Raw genomic sequence first — 19361 nt, 5'->3', positions numbered from 1 at the left:
GATCGGTCAGGAGCTCGTGCGCACCCGGACGATGCCCCTGCCCGCGCCGCCGGCGGAGCGCGCCTCGGTCGCCATCGCGCAGGTGCTCGATGCGCTGGGCGTGCTCGAGGACGGCGCGCTGCAGGCGCTCGACGAGGCCCTGCACGATCGGCTGCTGCGGGCCCAGGAGACGCTCTGGCTCAGCCTGGGCGTCATGGCGGCGCTGCTGGCGCTGGGCGGCGCGGCGATGGCAGTGACGATGCGTGGTGCCACCGGCCCGCTGGACAACGCCCGGGGCGCCGCGCGCGCGCTGACGGCCAGCCGGCTGAGCCCGCCGGTGCCTCAGCGCGAGCCCGCGGTCCAGGAGCCGCAGTGATGGCCCCCACGCCCGAGGTGATGCTCATGGCCGTGCATCGTCACGCCGCGAAGCGACCGATCCTTCGGCGCTCGTGGTCCCGGGGGGGCTCGCGATGCCGATGAGCCCCTCCCGCGTGGCGTCCGCCGCGCCCCGTCCCGCCGTCGCGGCCCTGATCGAGGCCTTCCGGCGCGACGGCCACCGCCATGCGCTGCTCGACCCGCTGGCGACGAGTTCGCGGACACGTCCGCCCAAGCCGGCCGACTTCGGCCTGGCGCCGGGCGATTCGCTGACCGGCGACGGCGGCGCGGTGATGGGCACGACCCATGTCGAAGCGCTGTTCGCCCGGCTGCGGGCGATCTACTGCGACACCTTGACGCTCGACGCGTCGGCCGTGCGCTGCGCCGAGCGCCGCGACTGGCTGCAGGGCCGGATGGAGGCCGACCGGCCGGTGCTGACCGGCCCGGAGGCCGCCGCGCTGCTGGGCCGCCTGGCCAATGCGCAGGCCTGGGAACGGCATGTGGCACGCCTGCATCCGCAGGCCAGGCGCTTCTCGCTCGAAGGCTGCGAGGCGCTGCTGCCGCTGCTCGAGCAGATGCTGGCGACGGCGGCCTCGCATGGCGTGGACCGGGTCTTCATGGGCATGCCGCATCGCGGCCGCGTCAACCTGCTGGCGACGCTGCTGGGGCACCCGGTCGCCGAGCTGCTGGACCACTTCGCGACCGAGCCGGTCCATCCGGAACGCCAGCGCGAGCTCGTCCACCAACTGGGTGGCGACTACCGGCTGCGCACCCCGCGCGGGGAACTCAGGGTGTCGCTCGCGAGCAACCCGGCCCACCTGGAGAGCGTCTATCCGGTGGTCCTCGGCCGGACGCGCGCGGCGCGCAGCGCCGACGGCCCCGGGCGAGACCGCAGCATCGCCGTCGTGCTGCATGGCGACGCCGCGTTCGCCGGCCAAGGCGTGGTGATGGAAACGCTGGCGCTGGGCCTCCGACCGGGCTACGAGGTCGGCGGCGTCCTGCACATCGTCATCAACAACCAGCTGGGCTTCACCGAACCGAATCGGATGGACCCGATGGCCGGGCGCTTCTGCACCGATCCGGTCCGGATGATCGACGCGCCGGTGCTGCGCGTCGGCGCCGACGACCCCGAGGCGGTGCTGCATGCCGCGCGCCTGGCGGTGGACTATCGCGCCCGCTTCGCTGCCGACGTGGTGCTGGACCTGGTCGGTTATCGGCGCCACGGGAACTCCGAGCACGACGTGCCGGCGCTGACCAGCCCCGCGCTGTACCGACGCTTGGCGCGCCGTGCCAGCGTGACCGTGCTCTACGCCGACCGGCTGGTGGCCGAGGGCCGGTTGTCGGTCGCCGAGGGACGCGCCAAGGTGGCCGCCGGCGACCGCTTCGATCCCGACGCGGCGCCGGGGACGCCGGTTCGCGAGGCCCCGCCGGCGATCGCCCGGCACCTCGACCACGACGCGGCCGATGCCATCGCGTCGGAAGGCGCGCGGACCGGCATCGCCCCGCTCATGGACGGCCGCACCATCGCCGCAGCGACGACGACGACCCGCGGCCACGCGGCCGCGCTGACCGCGACCGCCGTGCGCTTCGCATTGACGCTGTTGACGACGCCGCCACCGCGCTTCGAGCCGCATCCGATGCTGGCCGCGCTGCTGCTGCGCCGACGTGCCCTCGCTGCGGACGACCGACTGGGCGTCGACTGGGGAACCGCCGAGGCGCTCGCCTGCGCGACGGCCCTGCGTGCCGGCGTGTCGCTGCGCCTGTCCGGGCTGGACGTGCAGCGCGGCACCTTCATGCATCGCCAGGCGGTCTGGCACAACCAGGCCGACACCGCGCCGTCGAGCTGGACACCGCTCGCGCCCGCGGCGCGGCACGGCGCGCGGCTGGAGATCCACAACACGATGGTCTCGGAGGAGGCGGTGCTCGGTTTCGAGTACGGCCACAGCGTGCAGGCCCGTGACACGCTGACCCTCTGGGAGGCGCAGTTCGGCGACTTCGTCAACGGCGCCCAGATCTTCCTGGACCACTACATCAGCTGCGGCGAGGAGAAATGGGGCCTGCCCAGCGGCCTCACCCTGCTGCTGCCCCATGGACACGAGGGCGCGGGACCGGAGCAGTCCAACGGCTTCCTGGGCCGCATGCTGCAGCTGTGCGGCGCGGACAACCTGCGCGTCGTCTGTCCGTCGACCTCGGCCCAGTACGCCCACCTGCTGCTGGACCAGGCGATGACCCCGCGGCGCAAGCCGCTGATCGTGTTCTCGCCCAAGACCCGGCTGATGAGCGACCCGCGCAGCCAGACGCCGGTCCGGGCGCTGGCCGGCGGCCGCTTCGAGCCGGTGCTGGACGAGGCCGCGGCCGATCCGGCGACGGTGCGGCGCGTCGTGCTGTGCAGCGGCAAGCTGCATTACGAGCTGCGCGACGGACGGGACGCGCTGTCGACCTACGCCCCCGAACGGGCGGCAGAGATCGCGCTGGTCCGCGTCGAGCGGCTCCATCCCTTCCCGGGCGACGAGCTGGCCGCCGTGCTGCGGCGCTATCCGCGCCTCGAGACGGTAGTCTGGGCGCAGGAGGAAACCCGCCGCCACGGCGCCTGGCATTTCGTGCGTGACGATCTGCAGGCCCTGCTGCCGGACGGCATCGCCCTGCGCGACGTCGCGCGGCCGAGCTCCGCGGCCGGCGCGACCGCCTCGGCCGTGCTACATCGCGAGCAGCAGGCGGAGCTGGTACGGCGGGCGCTGGATGACTGAACCGGCCCCGCTGCATGAGAATGCGGAATCGCGTCTGCAGGCCCGCCCATGAACAAGCATGTTCCGCGCGTTCCGCGTCGAAGCGCCCTCCCGGCCGTTGCCTTGCTGCCCGGCGCCTGCGCCGCGGTGATCCTGCTGGAAGGCGCGTGCCTCGCGCCGGCCGCGTGGGCCGCGCCGGGGGGCGGCGTCGTGACCGCCGGAAACGGCCGCATCGTCCAGGGCAACGGCACCACCACGATCACGCAGCAGTCGCCCCGGCTGGCGATCGACTGGGCGAGCTTCGGCATCGCCGCCGGTGAGTCGGTCCGCTTCGTCCAGCCCGGGCCCGGCGCGATCGCACTGAACCGCGTCACCGGCCGCGAGCCCAGCAGCATCCTGGGCGAGCTCAGCGCCAACGGCACCGTGTTCCTGCTCAATCCCAACGGCGTGCTCTTCGGCCAGGGCGCGGGGGTCGACGTCGGCAGCCTGGTCGCCAGCACGCTGCAGCTGAGCAACGCGGACTTCGAGGCCGGGCGTCTTCAGTTCAGCGGCGACAGCGCCGCGAGCGTCGTCAACCGAGGGACGATCCAGGCGCGCGCCGGCGGCAAGCTGGCGCTGATCGCCGCCAAGGTCGAGAACGCCGGCACCTTGAACGCCGACGGCGGCAACGTGCTGCTGGCGGGCGCCTCCGCCGTCTCGCTGACGCTGGCCGACGGCCGGCCGCTCGGCTACACCATCAGTCGCGGCGCCGCGCAGGCACTGGTCGCCAACGGCGGCCTGATCGTCGCCGATGGGGGTCATGTCGTGCTGACCGCCCGGGGACTCGACGGGCTGGCCGAGTCCGTCGTCAATTCGTCGGGCGTCGTGCAGGCCAGGACGGTGCGCCAGGACCGCGGCACGATCGAATTGATCGCCGATCCGGCGACCGGCGTCGCGCGGGTCGAGGGCCGGCTCGATGCCAGCGCGCCGGAGGCCGGCGGCGTCGGCGGCACGATCCGGGTGCTGGGCGACAAGGTCGGCGTCTTCGACGGCGCACGGCTGGACGCCCGTGGTGTCGGCGGTGGCGGCCAGGTGCTGGTCGGGGGCAACTTCCAGGGCGCCGGCCCCTCGCCGAACGCGACGGCGGCGTATGTGGCGCCCTCGGCCGGCATCGACGCGAGCGCCACGGCCCGGGGCGACGGCGGCGAGATCGTCGTCTGGGGCACCGAGGTCGCGAACGTGTTCGGCCGCCTGAAGTCCGTCGGCGGACCGCAGGGCGGTGCCGGCGGGCGCATCGAGACGTCCGGCCATGCGCTGAACACCGACGGCATCGATGTCGAGGTCTCCAGCGGCGGCCTTTGGCTGCTGGACCCGTACAACGTGACGATTTCGACCGGCACGCAGACGGGCGGCGGCTTCTCCGGCGGCATCTGGACGCCGAGCGCGACCGGCTCGCTGGTCAACGTGAGCAGCATCCAGACGCTGCTCAACAGCGGCAGCAACGTGACGATCCGCACCGTCGGCGCCGGCGCGCAGGAAGGCAACATCGCCATCAACGGCAACATCGCCAAGACCGCGGGGGGCGCCGCCACGCTCAGCCTGGTGGCCGACGGCCGCATCACCACCAATGCCAGCTCCGGCACCCATCGCACGATCACCAGCACAAGCGGCGCGCTGAACCTGTCGATGAGCGCGGCGGCGACGACCACCGCCTCGGGCAACAGCCCGATCAGCCTGCGCTTCCTGGACATCAATGCCAACGGCGGCAACATCACGGTCACCTCCCACCGCGCCACGGCGGCCACGGCCGCGGCGGTGGATCTCAGCAACAGCGTCTGGACCACCGCCGGCACGGGCAGCATCGCCATCACCGGGACGCAGGCCGGCGGCGGCAACGGCCTCGGCGTGTGGCTGCGCTCGAACACCTTCGGCACCGCGGCCGGATCGATCTCGGTGACCGGCACCAGCGGCGGCACCGCGACGGTCACCGGCACCAACGCCAACGGCGCGCCGCTGTTCTCGACGGGCAACATCGGCGTCTACCTCAATGCCGGCAATACCCTGACCAGCAGCGGCGGCGGCGCGATCACCCTGAGCGGCACCGCCACCGGTCACACGGCCACCTGGTCGGGCAGCGCGGTCACGCTCGGCGCGCTGGACACGCTCTCGACCGCCGGCGCGCTGACCATCACCGGCACGGCCTCCAATCCCTCGGCGAGCACCTACCGGAACCAGCAATCCACGGTGGCGCTGATCGGCAGCAGTTCGAACGCGGTCAGGCTGACCGGCGGTTCGGTGACGATCAACGGCACGAACACGACGGTCGGCGGTCCCGCCAGCACCAGCAACGGGAATGCGGCGGTGAAGCTCGACGGCAAAGTCGACATCACCGCCACGACCGGCGCGCTGCAGATCGCGGGCAGCAACGCGGGCGGCGACGGCGTGTGGGGATCCGGCACCGCCGCCGTCAGGCTCAGCGCTCCAGCGACCACGCCGATCCAGATCTCCGCGCGGGCGCTGGACCCGGTCAGCGGCTACACCGGCTTCTACATCGGCGGCCCGGCGACGCTGTCGGTGCTCACCCTGGCGCCCTTGCAGATCAGCGCCGAAAGCCAGGTCGCCACGCGGCGCGCGCTCTGGAACAAGGGCGGGCTGATCGTGCCCGGCGCGCTGAGCATCACCGCCGCCGCCGGCATGGTGGCCGACGACACCACCTTCGGCGGCTACTTCCACATCGGCGGCACGACCACGATGACCGCGGCCGGCGCGGGCAACACGGTGAGCCTGGTCAATGTCGGCAATGCGTTCTCGGGCCCGGTCGCCGTCACGGCAGCGGACACGATCTTGCACAACAGCGCGGCGCTGACCCTGGGCGCTTCCAACGTGACCGGTACGCTGACGGTCACGGCGCCCGGGATCTCGCAGAGCGGTGCGGTCTCGGTCACTGGCGGGAGCACGCTGAACGCCGGCAGCTCGGCCATCGCGCTGTCCAACGGCGGCAACGCGTTCGGTGGCGCGGTGAGCCTCACGGCTGGCAATGCGACGGTGGCCGCTAACGCTCCTCTGACCTTTGCAGCCTCGACGCTGACCGGATCGCTGACCGCAAGCGCACCGGGTCTGCTGCAGACCGGCGCGCTCTCGGTCGCAGGCGCGACCACGCTCAACAGCGGCGCGTCAGCGACCACGCTCGCCAACAGCGGCAACGTGTTCACCGGCGCGGTGAGCCTCGCCAGCGGCGACGCAACGATCAGTTCGAGCACACCGCTGCTCCTCGGGGCCTCGACCTTGAGCGGCGGCCTCAGCGCCACGGCTCCGGGCGTCTCGCAGAGCGGCGTGCTCTCGGTCGCTGGCGCGAGCACGCTGAACGCCGGCAGCTCGGCCGTCACGCTGGCCAACAGCGACAACGCATTCGGCGGCGCGGTGAGCCTCATCGGCGGCAATGCGACGTTGGTCGCCAACGCTCCTCTGACCTTTGCAGCATCGACGCTGACCGGATCGCTGACCGCAAGCGCACCGGGTCTGCTGCAGACAGGCGCACTCTCGGTCGCGGGCACGACCACGCTCAACAGCGGCACGTCGCCGATCACGCTCGCCAACAGCGGCAACGTGTTCGCCGGCGCGGTGAGCCTCGCCAGCGGCGACGCAACGATCAGTTCGAGCGCGCCGCTGCTCCTCGGGGCCTCGACCTTGAGCGGCGGCCTCATCGCCACCGCACCTGGCCTCTCGCAGAGCGGCGCGCTCTCGGTCGCTGGCGCGAGCACGCTGAGCGCTGGCACCTCGGCCATCACGCTGGCCGACAGCGGCAATGCGTTCGGCGGCGCGGTGAGCCTTACGGCTGGCAATGCGACGTTGGTCGCCAATGCGCCGTTGACCTTCGGCTTGTCGACGCTGACCGGCTCGCTGAACGCGAGCGCGCCGGGGCTGCAGCAGATCGGCGCGCTCTTGGTCGCAGGCACGACCACGCTCAACAGCGGCGCGTCGGCGATCACGCTCACCAACAGCGGCAACGTGTTCACCGGCGCTGTGAGCCTCACCAGTGGCGACGCAACGATCAACTCCAGCACGCCGCTGCTCCTTGCGGCCTCGACCTTGAGCGGCGGCCTCAGCGCCACGGCGCCTGGCCTCTCGCAGAGCGGCGTGCTCTCGGTCGCTGGCGCGAGCACGCTGAACGCCGGCAGCTCGGCCATCACGCTGGCCAACAACGGCAACGCGTTCGGCGGCGCGCTGAGCCTCACGGGCGGCAATGCGACCTTGGCCGCCAATGCGCCGCTGACCTTCGGCTTGTCGACGCTGACCGGCTCGCTGAACGCGAGCGCGCCTGGGCTGCAGCAGACCGGCGCGCTCTCCGTCGCAGGCTCCACGACGCTCAACAGCGGCGCGTCGGCGATCACACTTGCCAACAGCGGCAACGTGTTCACCGGCGCTGTGAGCCTTGCCAGCGGCGACACGACGATCGTGTCTCACACGCCGTTGAACTTCGGCTTGTCGACGCTGACCGGCTCGCTGAACGCGAGCGCGCCTGGGCTGCAGCAGACCGGCGCGCTCTTGGTCGCAGGCACGACCACGCTCAACAGCGGCGCGTCGGCGATCACGCTCGCCAACAGCGGCAATGTGTTCACCGGCGCGGTGAGCTTCACCGGTGGCGATGTGCTGCTCAACACCAGCGCGCCGCTGGTCTTCGCGCCCTCGTCCGCCGGCGGCGCGCTGCGCGTGAGCGCGCCGGGCATCCAGCAGATCGGCGCCCTGTCGGTGACCGGTCCTGCCTCGCTGGACGCCGGCAGCGCCGACATCACCCTGCCCCGCCTCGACAACCGCTTCGGCGGCGCGCTGAGCCTGGCCGGCGCCCATGCCGACGTCGCGACCGCGGGCCCCGTGCTCCTGGGCGCCTCGGCATTGAGCGGCAACCTGGACCTGACCGCGACCGGTGTCTCGCAGCTCGGCCCGCTGGCCGTGGGCGGCACCACGACGCTGAATGCCGGTGGCGCCGCCGTCCTGCTGCAGGACCCGCTCAACACCTTGCACACGCTGCGCGTCGTCGACGCCGGCGGCCTTGCCGTCGTGAACAGTCAGGCGATGACCGTCGACGGCCTCGTCGCCGCAGGCACCACCTCGCTGACGACGACCTCCGGCGACCTGACCGCCTCCGGCCTCTGGCGCGTCAGTGGCGGCGACCTCACCCTGGCAGCCGGGGCCGCCCATGCGCGCGGCGATGCCACCGGCGGCGACGTGGCCAGCACCGCCACGATGACGCTCGACCCGGGCCGGCGGCTCACCGTCTACACCGGCAGCCTCGATGCGACCCGGCTGGCAGGCACGCTCGCCGAGCGCGCGCCCGAGGGCAGCGGCAACTTCCGTTATGGGCGACAGGTCGGCGATGCGCCCGGTGCGAGCGGCATCGGCGACGGCACGACCTTCGTCCTGTACCGCGAGCGCCCCTCGCTCACCGTCACGCCCACCGATGCCGCCAACACCAAGGTCTACGACGGCGGCCTGGGCGATCCCGGCATCGCCTACACGGTCGCGGGCCAGCGGCACGGCGACAGCGCCGCGATGATCCTCACCGGCAACCTGACCCGCGAGGCCGGTCAGGACAGCGGCCGCTACGCGGTCCAGCCCGGCACGCTCGCCGACCGCCTCGGCTACCTCCTCACGCTGTCGCCCGGGCATGGCTACGAGATCACGCCCGCGCCGCTGCTCGTCTCGGTCAACGACACGACCCGCCTGATCGGACGGCCCGACCCGGCGTTCTCGGTGACGTATGCCGGCCTGGTCGCGGGCCAGACCGCCACGACCAGCGACCTGTCCGGCACGCTGCGCTACCTCACCGGCGCGACCGCCTCGTCGCCGCCGGGACGCTACGAGGTGTCGGCCTCGGGCCTCGCCAGCCGGAACTACAGCATCCGCTATGCGCCGGGCATCCTGACCGTCTTCCCCGCCAGCGCCGGCCTGATCGCGACCGGCTCGGAGCAGGCCGCGTCGCGTTATCTCTCGGCGCTCGCCGACCTGTTCTGGAAGACCCGGGCCATGACCACGGAGCCCCTGGAACACCTGGAACCGGCGACGGTGGGCATCGGCCGCTGGTGGACCGGCACCCTGTCGTTCGAGACCCGCGAGCCGCCGCCCGAGTCGGTGCGATAGAGTCGGCCGACCCCATGACGATCCCCTCATGATCCGCTGCCCGCGCGACACATCCACCGCTCGTCGATCCCTCGTCCAGGCCTCGCTGCTGATCCTGATGGCCCAGCAGGCCCATGCGGACGTTCTTCCCACCCCGGACGCCGCCAACCGCGCCAGCGCGCCGCCCCGCCTGCTTACCGCGCCCCCGCGTGACATCGCGCTGCCTCGCCGCGCGGACGATCCCGCCCAGGCCGCGACACCCGAAGACCCGACGCCCATTCCCGTGCGCCACGTCCGCGTCACCGGCGCACGGCTGTTCCCGGCCGAGGCGCTGGAGGCGCTGGTCGCCGACCTGAACGGCGGCACGCACACGCTGGGCGAGCTCGCACGCGGCGCCGCCCGCATCACCGACCACTACCGCGCTCACGGCTGGTTGCTGGCGCGCGCCGTGCTGCCGCCGCAGACCATCCGCGACGGAGAGGTCGAGGTCCGCGTGATCGAGGGCCGCCTGGCCGATGTGCGCCTCCAGGTGGCCCCGGGCAGCCGGATCGACGCCTCGGTCCTCCAGGCCCGCGTAGCCGCGATCCCGCTCGGCGAGCCGCTGAACCAGCCCCTGGTGGACCGCACGCTGCTGCTGCTCTCCGACCTGCCCGGCGCCCGCCTCAAGGCGAGCCTGCAGGCCGGCGCGCAGCCCGGGGACACGACGATGTCGATCGATGCCGAAGCCGCCCCGCTGATCAGCGGCCGGATCGAGGCCGACAACCACGGCTCACGCTACACCGGCCAGCGCCGGGCCGGTGGCTCGATCGTGCTGGACAGCCCGACCGGACACGGTGAGTCGATCAGCGCCCGCCTGCTCGCGAGCGAGGGCGACCTTTACTACGGCCGCCTGGCGGCGCAGGTTCCCATCGGCAACAGCGGGCTGGGCACCGGCCTGAGCGTGACACGGACCCAGTACGCGCTGGGGTCGTCCTTCGCCGACCTCGACGCGCAGGGGCAGGCCGGCGTGGCGGAATGGCAGCTGAGCTACCCGCTGATCCGCAGCACCGACCTCAACCTCACCGCGCAGGCCGCCATCGAGCGCCGTCGCCTGAAGGACGAGATCCGCGCCACCGGCACCTCCACCGGCAAGCGGGCGACGCACGGCACGCTGCAGCTGATGCTCGGCATCCGGGACGGCGTCGGGGCCGGTGCCGACACGCGGGTCGCGCTGCGCATCGGCCGCGGACACCTGGGATTCAGCTCACCGGACGCGGCGCTCATCGACAGCCTGAGCGCGCGCACCGCGGGCCGCTACGGCACCCTCAACCTCGACTTGCAGCGCAACCAGCGACTCGGCGGCGGCTGGGGCCTGCTGATGACGGCCAGCGGGCAACTCGCCTCACGCAACCTGGACTCGTACCAGAAGTTCGTCCTCGGCGGCGTGCAGGGCCTGCGGGGCTATCCCTCGGGCGAGGCCGTCGGCGACGAGGGCTGGCTGGCCTCCGGCGAGCTGTACTACGCGGCGAACCCGGCCTTCATTCCCAGCGTGTTCCTGGGCGCGGGTGGCGTGCGGCTCAACGAGTCGCCCTTCCTCCAGACGGACAACCGCCGCACGCTGCACAGCTACGGCGCCGCCGTGCGCGGCACCTGGCGGACGCTGGACTGGACGATCTCGATCGCCGGACATGGCTCGGAGCGCGCGCAGTCCGAGCCGGACCGCGCCGTCCGCGTCTGGGCCCAGGCCGGCTGGGCGTTCTGACCGGCCGGGCGTCGCATCCGGACGCCGCTGCCGATCAACGATTGGCGCAGAACCCGAACGAGGTGGTCGCACCGGCCTGCAGCGTCTGGTTCCAGCTGACGCCGACCGCGGTCGCGCTGGCGCCGCTCTGCGACACCGTCGCGTTCCAGGCGGTGTAGACCGCGCCGACGACCGGGAAGGACACCGTCCAGTTCAGCGGCGTCGCGTTGGGATTGCCCACGGTGACGTTGTTGCAGTAGCCCTGGCCCCAGTCGTTGGCGACGCTGATGCTGACGGTGGCCGGCTGCGCCGGCGTCGTCGGCGTGCCTCCACCCCCGCCGGACGATCCACCCGAGCCTGCCGCCGGCAGGACCAGCGGGAACTGCTGGCCGAGGTCGATCTCCGTCGTCACCGCCAGCGCCACGCCCGGGGCCAGCATCTGCTGGCCGAAGACGTCGGTGATCCGGAAGTCGTAGGGGCCGGGACCCATGCCGCCCGGAGCGATGAAGTAGTTGTACATCTCGCGCCCGAGCGTGGTGAACGCGCCGCCGCTGCTGGGCCGGTACTCGAGCGACGCGACCGGGCCGGCGTGGTCGCGGACCTGCACCCCGGCCCACCACTGGCTCGATCCCTCCTTGAAGAAGAGCTTGGCCGAGCGCGCGCTGCACGACACGTAGCGCCAGCTGATGGGGATGCGCCCGGCCTCGATCGGCGAGATCTTCGCGAAGGCTTCCTGCGACAGGTCGACGTCGCCGGGCGCGCACTCGGGGCAGCGGTCGTCGACGCGCGCCACCACCTTCTGCTGCATGTTGAGGTTGGTCACCTCGATGCAGGCGCCGCAGGCTTGCGCGGTGTTGTAGTCGGCGGTGTTCATCGCCACGGTCAGGATGTCGCCGGGCTTGGGCAGGGAGCAGTTGCCGCCTCCGCCGTACCCGTAGAAGGTGCCCTGCCCGGTGTGGGTCTGCTGATAGTTGCCCTGCGCGCTGGCGCTGAACTGCCATCCCGCCAGCAGGCCGCCGGCCAGCAGCGACAGGAACGCGCGGCGATGCGCCGCAAGCCGTGATGTCATGGCGATTTCCCCCGTTGACCTCGATGAACACTGATGAATCCGGGGCGTGCCCCCCTGGACCGTCGGAGTGTCCCGGCTTCGTCGGCAAGCCCTGGTGAGATTGGGTAACGCGATATGACTACGTTGTCATCGGCACGACATAGACACGACATCGTGGCCCCCTAGAGTCCGCCGCCGTTCCCATCCCTTGTCTCACCACCGATGTCCCTCTCCGCAATCCCGGCCAAGCGCAGCCCGTTGCTGCTCGCCCTGCTCCCCGTGCTCGTGCCCGCGCTGCTGCTCGGCGCCTGCTCCTCCGACGACGACGGCCAGGAGCAGCCGCTCGTCATCCCCGCCGCGCCCAAGGGCCTGGGCACGACCGACACCGCCGCGGTGCAGGACGAGACGCAGGTCCCGCCCTTCATCGACAACATCGCGAGCAACCAGCGCGGCGACGCGCGCTACGCGACGCTGCAGACCAACGCCGGCGTGCGCGTGGTGTCGGGCTTCCTGGACATCTGGCAGCCGAGCACGCTGCTCGTCGATGCGGGCGCGAGCGCGCCGGCACGCGACGGCTTCGCGGCCGTGGCGGCCTCGACCTGGAGCGGCCTGCCCGGCGACGCGACGGACGGCAAAGTGCTCAACGCCGCCGTCCATGCCGCCAACGTGCAGTACGTCGTGGACGCCACCGCGCGCCGCACGCCGGCGCAGGAACTGGCCGCCTACCTCGACGATCGCCGCGGCAAGGGCTACAGCATCAGCGACGGCATGGGCCCGTTGACGACGGCCTGGCGCACGCTCAGCGAGCAGAGTACGACCATCACCGACATCGCGGCCGATGCGACCACAGTGCTCTACAACGACAAAGGCAACGATATCGGCAATGCCGGCAGCGCCAACAGCCATGGCTTCGGCGCGGCGATCGACCTGGTGGCCAACATCGGCAACAACGCGTCGACGGAGCCGGCCAAGCGCTTCTACAAGTACGCACGGCCCTGGCGCTGGAGTTCCAGCGTCAAGGTGGTGCCGGCGCTGGAGCCGGCCAAGAGCGGCACGCCGACGACCGATGGCGGCTTCATCAGCGGTCACAGCGCGGAAGCGGTGCGCAAGGCGCTGGCCATGGCCTACCTCGTGCCCGAGCGCTACCAGGAGATGGTCACCCGCGCGCTGGTGCTGGGCGAGAACCGCGTCTATGCCGGCATGCATTCGCCGCTGGACGTGATCGGCGGCCGCATCCAGGGCATCGCGGCCGCGGCGGCCAACCTGGCCACCGATCCCAACAAGTCCAACCGCCAGGCGGCCTACGACCAGGCGCGCACCGCACTGATGGCGGCCGTCGGCGCGAAGGACGCCGCGGCGCTCCAGGCCTATGCGCATTCGCTGCCGCTGGCCCAGGACGCCTACGCCGACCACGCCACCAACAAGGCCACGGTGCAGCGCCTGATGACCTTCGGCCTGGCGCCGATCGCCGCCACCACCAAGGCGGCGGTCGTGCCCAAGGGCGCGGAGGTGCTGCTGGAGACGCGCCTGCCCTACCTCAGCGCCGACCAGCGCCGGGTGGTGCTGAAGACGACCGCGCTGGCATCCGGCTCTCCGGTCATGGACGATGCCGAGGGTTGGGGCCGGCTGAACCTGTTCGCTGCGGCGGACGGCTACGGCGCCTTCGATGGCGACGTCAGCGTCACGATGGATGCGGCCCGGGGCGGCTTCCAGGCGCTGGACGTGTGGCGCAACGACATCCGCGGCGCCGGCAAGCTGACCAAGCTGGGCAGCGGCACGCTCGCGCTGGCGGGGGCGAACACCTTCAGCGGCGGCACCCAGGTCTCGGCCGGCGTGCTGCGCGCCGACAGCGCCAAGGCGCTGGGCAACGGCGACGTCTATGTCGACACCGGCACGCTGATGACGCAGGCGACCACGCCGGTCGCGGTGATGAACTACACCCAGCTGGCCACCGGCACGCTGGAGCTGCACCTGGGCGCCAGCAATGCGGGCAGCCTGGCCTCGGTGGGCAACGTGGTGATCGCCGGCGGCACGCTGACGGTGAAGTTCCAGGCCGGCATGGCGCCGCGCAGCGGCGACACCTTGGTGGCGGTCCAGGCGGCGACGCTGAAGGGCAAATTCGACAAGGTGGTGGTCGAGGGTTTCACCGCGACGCCGACCTACACGGCCACCGGCCTGCAAATCCGCATCAACTGAGCGAGAAGGACACCGCATGAGTCGCATGAGTCGCATGAACCGCATCCATCGCCTCAGCGCCGCCGCGGCGGTCCTGTCGACGGTCGTCGCCGCCTCGCCGGCGCAGGCGGACGACTTCCCGGCCCTGTCGGCGGCCTGGCCGGCCAACGTGCCGATCGCAGCCACCTATCCGCTGTTCGACTTCGACACCGACGGCTGCCTGCCCAGCGCCGGCATCAGTCGCGCCGGGCAGCAGAACGGCGGGCTGAAGACCTCCGGCGGCATCACCGCCGGCTGCCGCCGCGCCGACTTCCTGGACTACGCCAACACGCTGCATCGCCACGCCTGCGTCACCAGCGGCGGCAATGTGTACTGCGGCCACTTCTACGCGCTGTACTTCCTGAAGGACCAGGTGACCGCGCTCGGCGGCGGCCATCGTCACGACTGGGAGCACGCGGCGATCTGGACCACCAACGGCGTGGTCACCCATGCCGGCTACAGCGCCCACGGCGACCTGACCAACGCGGCGGTGGGCACGCTGGCCGTGCAGAACGGCCATGTGCGCTTCGTCTATCACAAGGACGGCGCGCTGACCCATGCGATGCGCTTCGCCGGCACCGACGAAATCGCCGCCGAGAACCCGTATGGCCAGTGGGTCACGCCGGCGATCGTCAGCTGGACCGCGATGACCGGCGACGGCGTGAGCAACGCGACGATGCGCGGGCTGCTCGACAGCTTCGACTACGGCTCGGCCAACGTTCCGGTCAAGGACAGCAACTTCCTGGCCAACCTCAACAGCGGGCGCCCGGCCGGCTATCCGGCCTTCACCCCGGCCAGCATCGACGCGGCCCGCTGAGCCGGTCCCCGGACGCGGCGTTCAGCGAGCCGGCACCGGCTTGCTGAACAGCAGCGCGTCCATCAGCTTCATGTAGGCCTTCGACGTCTTCGGATCGGCCGCCTCGAGGCCACTGGTCGCGGCGATGTCGGGGCCCATCAGCGCCAGGGTGTTGGCCAGCGACACCATCGCGTAATACATCAGCACCGGCTCGCCCCGGGGCAGCTCGCCGGCCCGCTGCGCCGCCTTGATCAGCGGCCTGGCGCGCTCGAAATGCGGCCGCAGGAAATGCCGCGCCAGCCATTCCTGCCGGTCCTCGCCGTGCGCGCCCTCGCGGCGCTGCATCATGAAGCGATGCAGCTGCGGCTGCTCGATCGTGAACTGGAAGTAGGCCAGGAACTCCTGCCGCAGCTGCGCCAGGGCACCGTCCGCCCGCTCCCGCCCGATCAGTCCTTCCCGTGCCTGGGCCAATGCCTCGTAGACCTGGCTGGCCACCGCCTGCCACAGCAGTTCCTTCGACTGGAAGTGGTAGGCGATGAGCTGATGGGTCAGCCCGCTCTGCTCGGCGATCGCGCGCATCGACGCGGCCTCGAAACCGCGATCGGCGAATTCCTTCAGCGCGGTGCGCAGGATCGCCTGCTTGGTGTCGGCGGAGCGCTGCTGCTCGCGGCGCCGCGGCGTGGGGTCCGAAGTGCTCATGCCCGCCATCATGCCTGCGTCATCGGCCCCTCCTACCTCCACGGAGGTAGACAGCTCCCGACACTTTCCAGCTGCTTATCGCCCTGGCCGCCCATCCTGGTGCGAAGGTGTCGGGAGATGCCGCCCCGCTCGCGAAGGGGCATCAATTCGACACACATTAAAACTTGCCGCCCGGCAAAACCAGCGCGGACACTCCGCGCCGCCAGCCCCCACCAGAGGGGACCGGCGGCGTCGTGTGCCGATGGGCGGCACGCGGCGCCGGACCTGTCGCCGCGCGACTCGCCCGGCGACACCCATCGCATCCACAGGCACGGGAGGGATCACCATGGAGTTCACGAGACTCGGCATCGCGATCGGCAGGGCATTCGTTCCTGCCCTGCTCGGCAGCGCGCTGCTGGCCGCATGCGGCGGCGGCAACGGCGAACAGGACCCCGGCGCGCGCAGCGCCGCGCAGGACAGCGGCGGCACCGCCGATGCGGCGGCGCGTGCGAAGGCGCAAGCCAGCGGCGACAGCAGCGAGACGGCCCTGACGCCGGTCGCGGCCACGGCCAGTTCCATGGAGCGCGGCGACCTCGGCGGCGCCAAGGCCATCGACCATGACGAGGCCAGCCGCTGGGGCTCCGCCTTCACCGACAACGAATGGCTGACGCTGGACTACGGCAGCAGCGTCGCCATCAGCCGCGTCACGATCAAGTGGGAGAACGCCCACGCGACGCGCTACCAGCTGCAGACCTCCGAAGACAACCAGACCTGGACCACGATCAAGACGGTCGAGAACAGCGGCGGCGGCATCGAGAACCTCACCGGCCTGGCCGGCCAGGGTCGCTACCTGCGCATGCAGGGCCTGTCGCGGTCGACGCAGTACGGCTATTCGATCTTCGAGATCCAGGCCTTCACCGGCACGCCGGTCCCGCCGACCCTGCCGGCGGATCCCACCGATCCCACCGATCCCACCACGCCGACCACGCCGACCGAGCCGCTGCCCGGCGACGTCACGCAGCCCGGCGTCGAGATCAAGCCGGTGGCGGTGATCGCGTCCAGCGTCGAGAATGGCGGCCTGGCGGCGGCCAACACCGTCGACGGCAACCTGCAGTCGCGCTGGGCCTCCAAGCCCGAGGACGGCACATGGATCCAGTACGACTTCGGCGCGCCGCAGCCACTGGGCTACCTCAAGCTGGTCTGGGAGAACGCCTACGGCAAGGCCTATGCGATCCAGGTCTCCGACGACGGCAAGGCCTGGACCGAGCTGCGCAACCAGCCTGCCGGCAAGGGCGGCACCGAGGAGTACTACAACCTCGGCGTCAAGACGCGCTACCTGCGCCTGCAGGGCATCGCCCGCGCCACCGCCTACGGCTACTCGCTCTTCGAGGTCCAGTTCAAGAGCATCGGCAGCGACAACAGCATCCCGTCCGCCCGCACCTCCGCCCTGCCCGTCCCGGCCAGCGGCGCGAACCTGGCGGCGCTGTTCCAGCCGCAGGCGCCGATCGAGACGCTCCAGATCACGCTGCCCGACGGCACGCTGGTCACGCGCTTCGGACAGCGCGGCGTCGGCCGTCACGGCCGCGAGCGCGGCGAGGACTGGAACGAGATCGGCTTCGGTCCCAACGAGACCGTCGACGCGATGGGCAACCCGGTCGACAAGGGACCGGGCGCCTACATGAACTTCGTGCCGAACTACTTCCGCAACCGCACCTGGGGCGTGGAGTTCATCGACAACAGCCGCGTGGCTGGCGTCACCAAGCCGCGCCTGATCGTCAACCAGTACTTCCCCCAGGCGCAGCGCGGTGGCGGCCACTCCTTCTTCCGCCGCATCGACGATCCCAAGGTCACCGGCTACGGCTGGATGTCGCCGGGCCAGCTGCTGGACAGCACCACCTACACCGACGGCTTCAAGGACCTGACCTCCTGCCCGATCGTGCCCAAGCCGCCGCAGAACGGGCTGCGTCGCCCCGACAGCGGCTATGCCGGCGTCATCGGCGCGAACGACGGCTGCTCGGTGGTGCTGGACAACATGCCGGGCCACTCGGACCTGGCGCCCAATGCCAACGGCGTGCTGGTGCCCAATGGGGTCAACATCCCGGCGCGCAGCCTGAAGCTGGGCGAGGCGATCGAGTTCACCGGCTCCTTCTTCTCCAGCCGCGCGGCGATGGACGCGATCGGGGACAAGGGCGACTTCCGCTACTACACCACCGAGGTGGTCTACGTGATGGGCAGCGGGCTGCAGCCCTGGTACGGCGTGCAGCCGCGCCTGAACAGCGTGCCGCTGCCGGAATCCACCTGGTCGGGCGGGCTGGGCTCGGTCTCGTACAACTATTCGGATGAAGGCTTCCGGATGTTCCAGCAGCCGTTCAACAACATCGGCATGCAGAACCTGCAGCGCTTCGTCGAAGGTCGCCGCCTGGTCCACAGCAGCTTCGTGACCGGCGCGCATTCCGAGCCCGGCAACGATCCGATGACCGCGATCCAGAACCTGGCCGGCCAGCGCTTCAGCGCCACCGCCTGCATCCAGTGCCACACCAACAACGGCCGCAGCCCGGCGCCATTCGCGGCGGGCCAGCGCATGGACCGGATGTCCTTCCATGTCGGCACGCAGGGCGCCGACGGCGCGATCCGCCCGGACCCGCGCTACGGCCTGGCGATCCAGATGAACGCGGTGTCCTCGACCGGCGCGCCGCAGGACTGGGGCAACGGCGTCAAGGTGGCGGGCTTCGAGACGCGCAGCGTCACGCTGGCCGACGGCACGAAGGTGGAGCTGCGCAAACCCCGGTTCGGCTTCGATGGCCCGGTGCCCCAGCTCTGGTCGGCGCGCGCGGCGCAGCCGATGATCGGCGTCGGCCTGCTCGAGGCGGTGCCCGAGGCCGACATCCTGTCCCGCGTCCGGGCACAGGCCGACGCGGACGGCGTGCTGGGCAAGGCCAACTTCGTCTTCGACCCGGAGTCCGGCGCGACGCGCCTGGGCCGCTTCGGCTGGAAGGCGAGCAAGGCCAGCCTGCGCCACCAGGTCGCCTCGGCGCTGCTGAACGACATGTCGGTGACCTCGCCGGTGTATCCGAACCGCAGCTGCGCGACGGACCCGGTGGGCTGCCGCGCGGCACCGGCGCAGAAGGGCATCGAGGAAGGCGACCTGGTGTCGCTGACGCAGTACATGCAGCTGATCGCCGTGCCGGCGCAGCGCAGCCTGCCCAGCGGCTTCCCCAAGGGCGTCGCGCCGCTGGACGAGCACCGCGTCGATCCGGTCCTGGTGCAGGCGGGCCGCAAGGTCTTCGACGCGTTGCGTTGCGCGGCCTGCCACACGGCCGAGATGAAGACCGGCAAGACCCATCCGTTCGCGGAACTGCGCGACCAGACGATCCGCCCCTTCACCGACCTGCTGCTGCACGACATGGGCCCGGCGCTGGCGGACAACCTGCCGGAAGGCCAGGCCACGGGCGCGCTGTGGCGCACGTCGCCGCTGTGGGGCATCGGCTATACCGAGAAGGTGCAGGGCTCGACGCCGGTCGGCTATCTGCACGACGGCCGCGCGCGCACCCTGACCGAAGCCATCCTGTGGCACGGCGGCGAGGCGGAGAAGTCGCGCCAGCGCTTCGAGCAGCTGTCCAAGGCCGACCGCGACGCGCTGCTGGCCTGGCTGCGCACGCTGTGAGGCATTGAGCGCGAAGGGACGCCACGAGCGCCCCTCTGGACCGAGGGCCGCGGCGCGATGCCGCG

Annotated in this window: 9 protein-coding genes; 7 read left to right on the top strand and 2 right to left on the bottom strand. The window is 71.6% G+C overall.

Annotated features, from left to right (window positions below; all coding sequences use genetic code 11):
- From CS062_RS19630 to CS062_RS19615, 4 genes are all read left to right on the top strand, one after another.
- On the top strand, positions 1-355 hold a 355-nt coding region (locus tag CS062_RS19630; protein WP_233218159.1), incomplete at its 5' end, for a hypothetical protein.
- A gap of 100 nt (positions 356-455) precedes the next feature.
- Complete coding sequence (locus CS062_RS19625; RefSeq protein ID WP_233218158.1) at positions 456-3101, top strand: 2-oxoglutarate dehydrogenase E1 component; 2646 nt, start codon at positions 456-458, stop codon at positions 3099-3101.
- Positions 3102-3149: 48 nt separating this feature from the next.
- Positions 3150-9197 (top strand): two-partner secretion domain-containing protein, encoded by a 6048-nt coding sequence (locus tag CS062_RS19620; RefSeq protein ID WP_099863250.1) that lies wholly within the window; start codon positions 3150-3152, stop codon positions 9195-9197.
- 28 nt (positions 9198-9225) lie between these two features.
- Entirely contained in the window at positions 9226-10917 is a 1692-nt protein-coding gene (locus CS062_RS19615) for a ShlB/FhaC/HecB family hemolysin secretion/activation protein (RefSeq protein WP_099863249.1), read from the top strand.
- A 34-nt stretch (positions 10918-10951) separates the two neighbouring features.
- On the opposite strand, the gene CS062_RS19610 is transcribed toward CS062_RS19615, so the two are convergent.
- Positions 10952-11965 carry an expansin EXLX1 family cellulose-binding protein gene (locus CS062_RS19610; RefSeq protein WP_099863248.1) on the bottom strand — a complete coding sequence of 338 codons (1014 nt, stop codon included), beginning with the start codon at positions 11963-11965 and terminating at the stop codon, positions 10952-10954.
- 201 nt (positions 11966-12166) lie between these two features.
- Here CS062_RS19610 and CS062_RS19605 point away from each other — a divergent pair, with 201 nt between their 5' ends.
- Both CS062_RS19605 and CS062_RS19600 read left to right on the top strand, forming a co-directional pair.
- Positions 12167-14140 (top strand): phosphatase PAP2 family protein, encoded by a 1974-nt coding sequence (locus CS062_RS19605; protein ID WP_099863247.1) that lies wholly within the window; start codon positions 12167-12169, stop codon positions 14138-14140.
- 16 nt (positions 14141-14156) lie between these two features.
- Positions 14157-14975 carry an NPP1 family protein gene (locus CS062_RS19600; protein ID WP_199174296.1) on the top strand — a complete coding sequence of 273 codons (819 nt, stop codon included), beginning with the start codon at positions 14157-14159 and terminating at the stop codon, positions 14973-14975.
- A 21-nt stretch (positions 14976-14996) separates the two neighbouring features.
- Here CS062_RS19600 and CS062_RS19595 read toward each other — a convergent pair whose 3' ends face one another.
- Positions 14997-15653, bottom strand: coding sequence for a TetR/AcrR family transcriptional regulator (locus CS062_RS19595; RefSeq protein ID WP_158238841.1), 657 nt, complete (start codon positions 15651-15653; stop codon positions 14997-14999).
- Between the two features lie 325 nt (positions 15654-15978).
- Between CS062_RS19595 and CS062_RS19590 the strand changes: the two genes are divergently transcribed.
- Entirely contained in the window at positions 15979-19296 is a 3318-nt protein-coding gene (locus tag CS062_RS19590; protein ID WP_099863244.1) for a di-heme oxidoredictase family protein, read from the top strand.
- Positions 19297-19361 lie beyond the last annotated feature (65 nt).

This window comes from Roseateles chitinivorans, from assembly GCF_002761755.1.
Lineage (GTDB): Bacteria > Pseudomonadota > Gammaproteobacteria > Burkholderiales > Burkholderiaceae_C > Roseateles > Roseateles chitinivorans.
This window is presented reverse-complemented; position numbering and strand designations above follow the sequence as displayed.

What these genes read in the sequence shown, in the direction of transcription:
- CS062_RS19625 (WP_233218158.1), top strand. Translation starts at nt 456, where the DNA reads ATGAGCCCCTCCCGCGTGGCGTCCGCCGCGCCCCGTCCCGCCGTCGCG.
- CS062_RS19620 (WP_099863250.1), top strand. Translation starts at nt 3,150, where the DNA reads ATGAACAAGCATGTTCCGCGCGTTCCGCGTCGAAGCGCCCTCCCGGCC.
- CS062_RS19615 (WP_099863249.1), top strand. Translation starts at nt 9,226, where the DNA reads ATGATCCGCTGCCCGCGCGACACATCCACCGCTCGTCGATCCCTCGTC.
- CS062_RS19610 (WP_099863248.1), bottom strand. Translation starts at nt 11,965, where the DNA reads ATGACATCACGGCTTGCGGCGCATCGCCGCGCGTTCCTGTCGCTGCTG.
- CS062_RS19605 (WP_099863247.1), top strand. Translation starts at nt 12,167, where the DNA reads ATGTCCCTCTCCGCAATCCCGGCCAAGCGCAGCCCGTTGCTGCTCGCC.
- CS062_RS19600 (WP_199174296.1), top strand. Translation starts at nt 14,157, where the DNA reads ATGAGTCGCATGAGTCGCATGAACCGCATCCATCGCCTCAGCGCCGCC.
- CS062_RS19595 (WP_158238841.1), bottom strand. Translation starts at nt 15,653, where the DNA reads ATGAGCACTTCGGACCCCACGCCGCGGCGCCGCGAGCAGCAGCGCTCC.
- CS062_RS19590 (WP_099863244.1), top strand. Translation starts at nt 15,979, where the DNA reads ATGGAGTTCACGAGACTCGGCATCGCGATCGGCAGGGCATTCGTTCCT.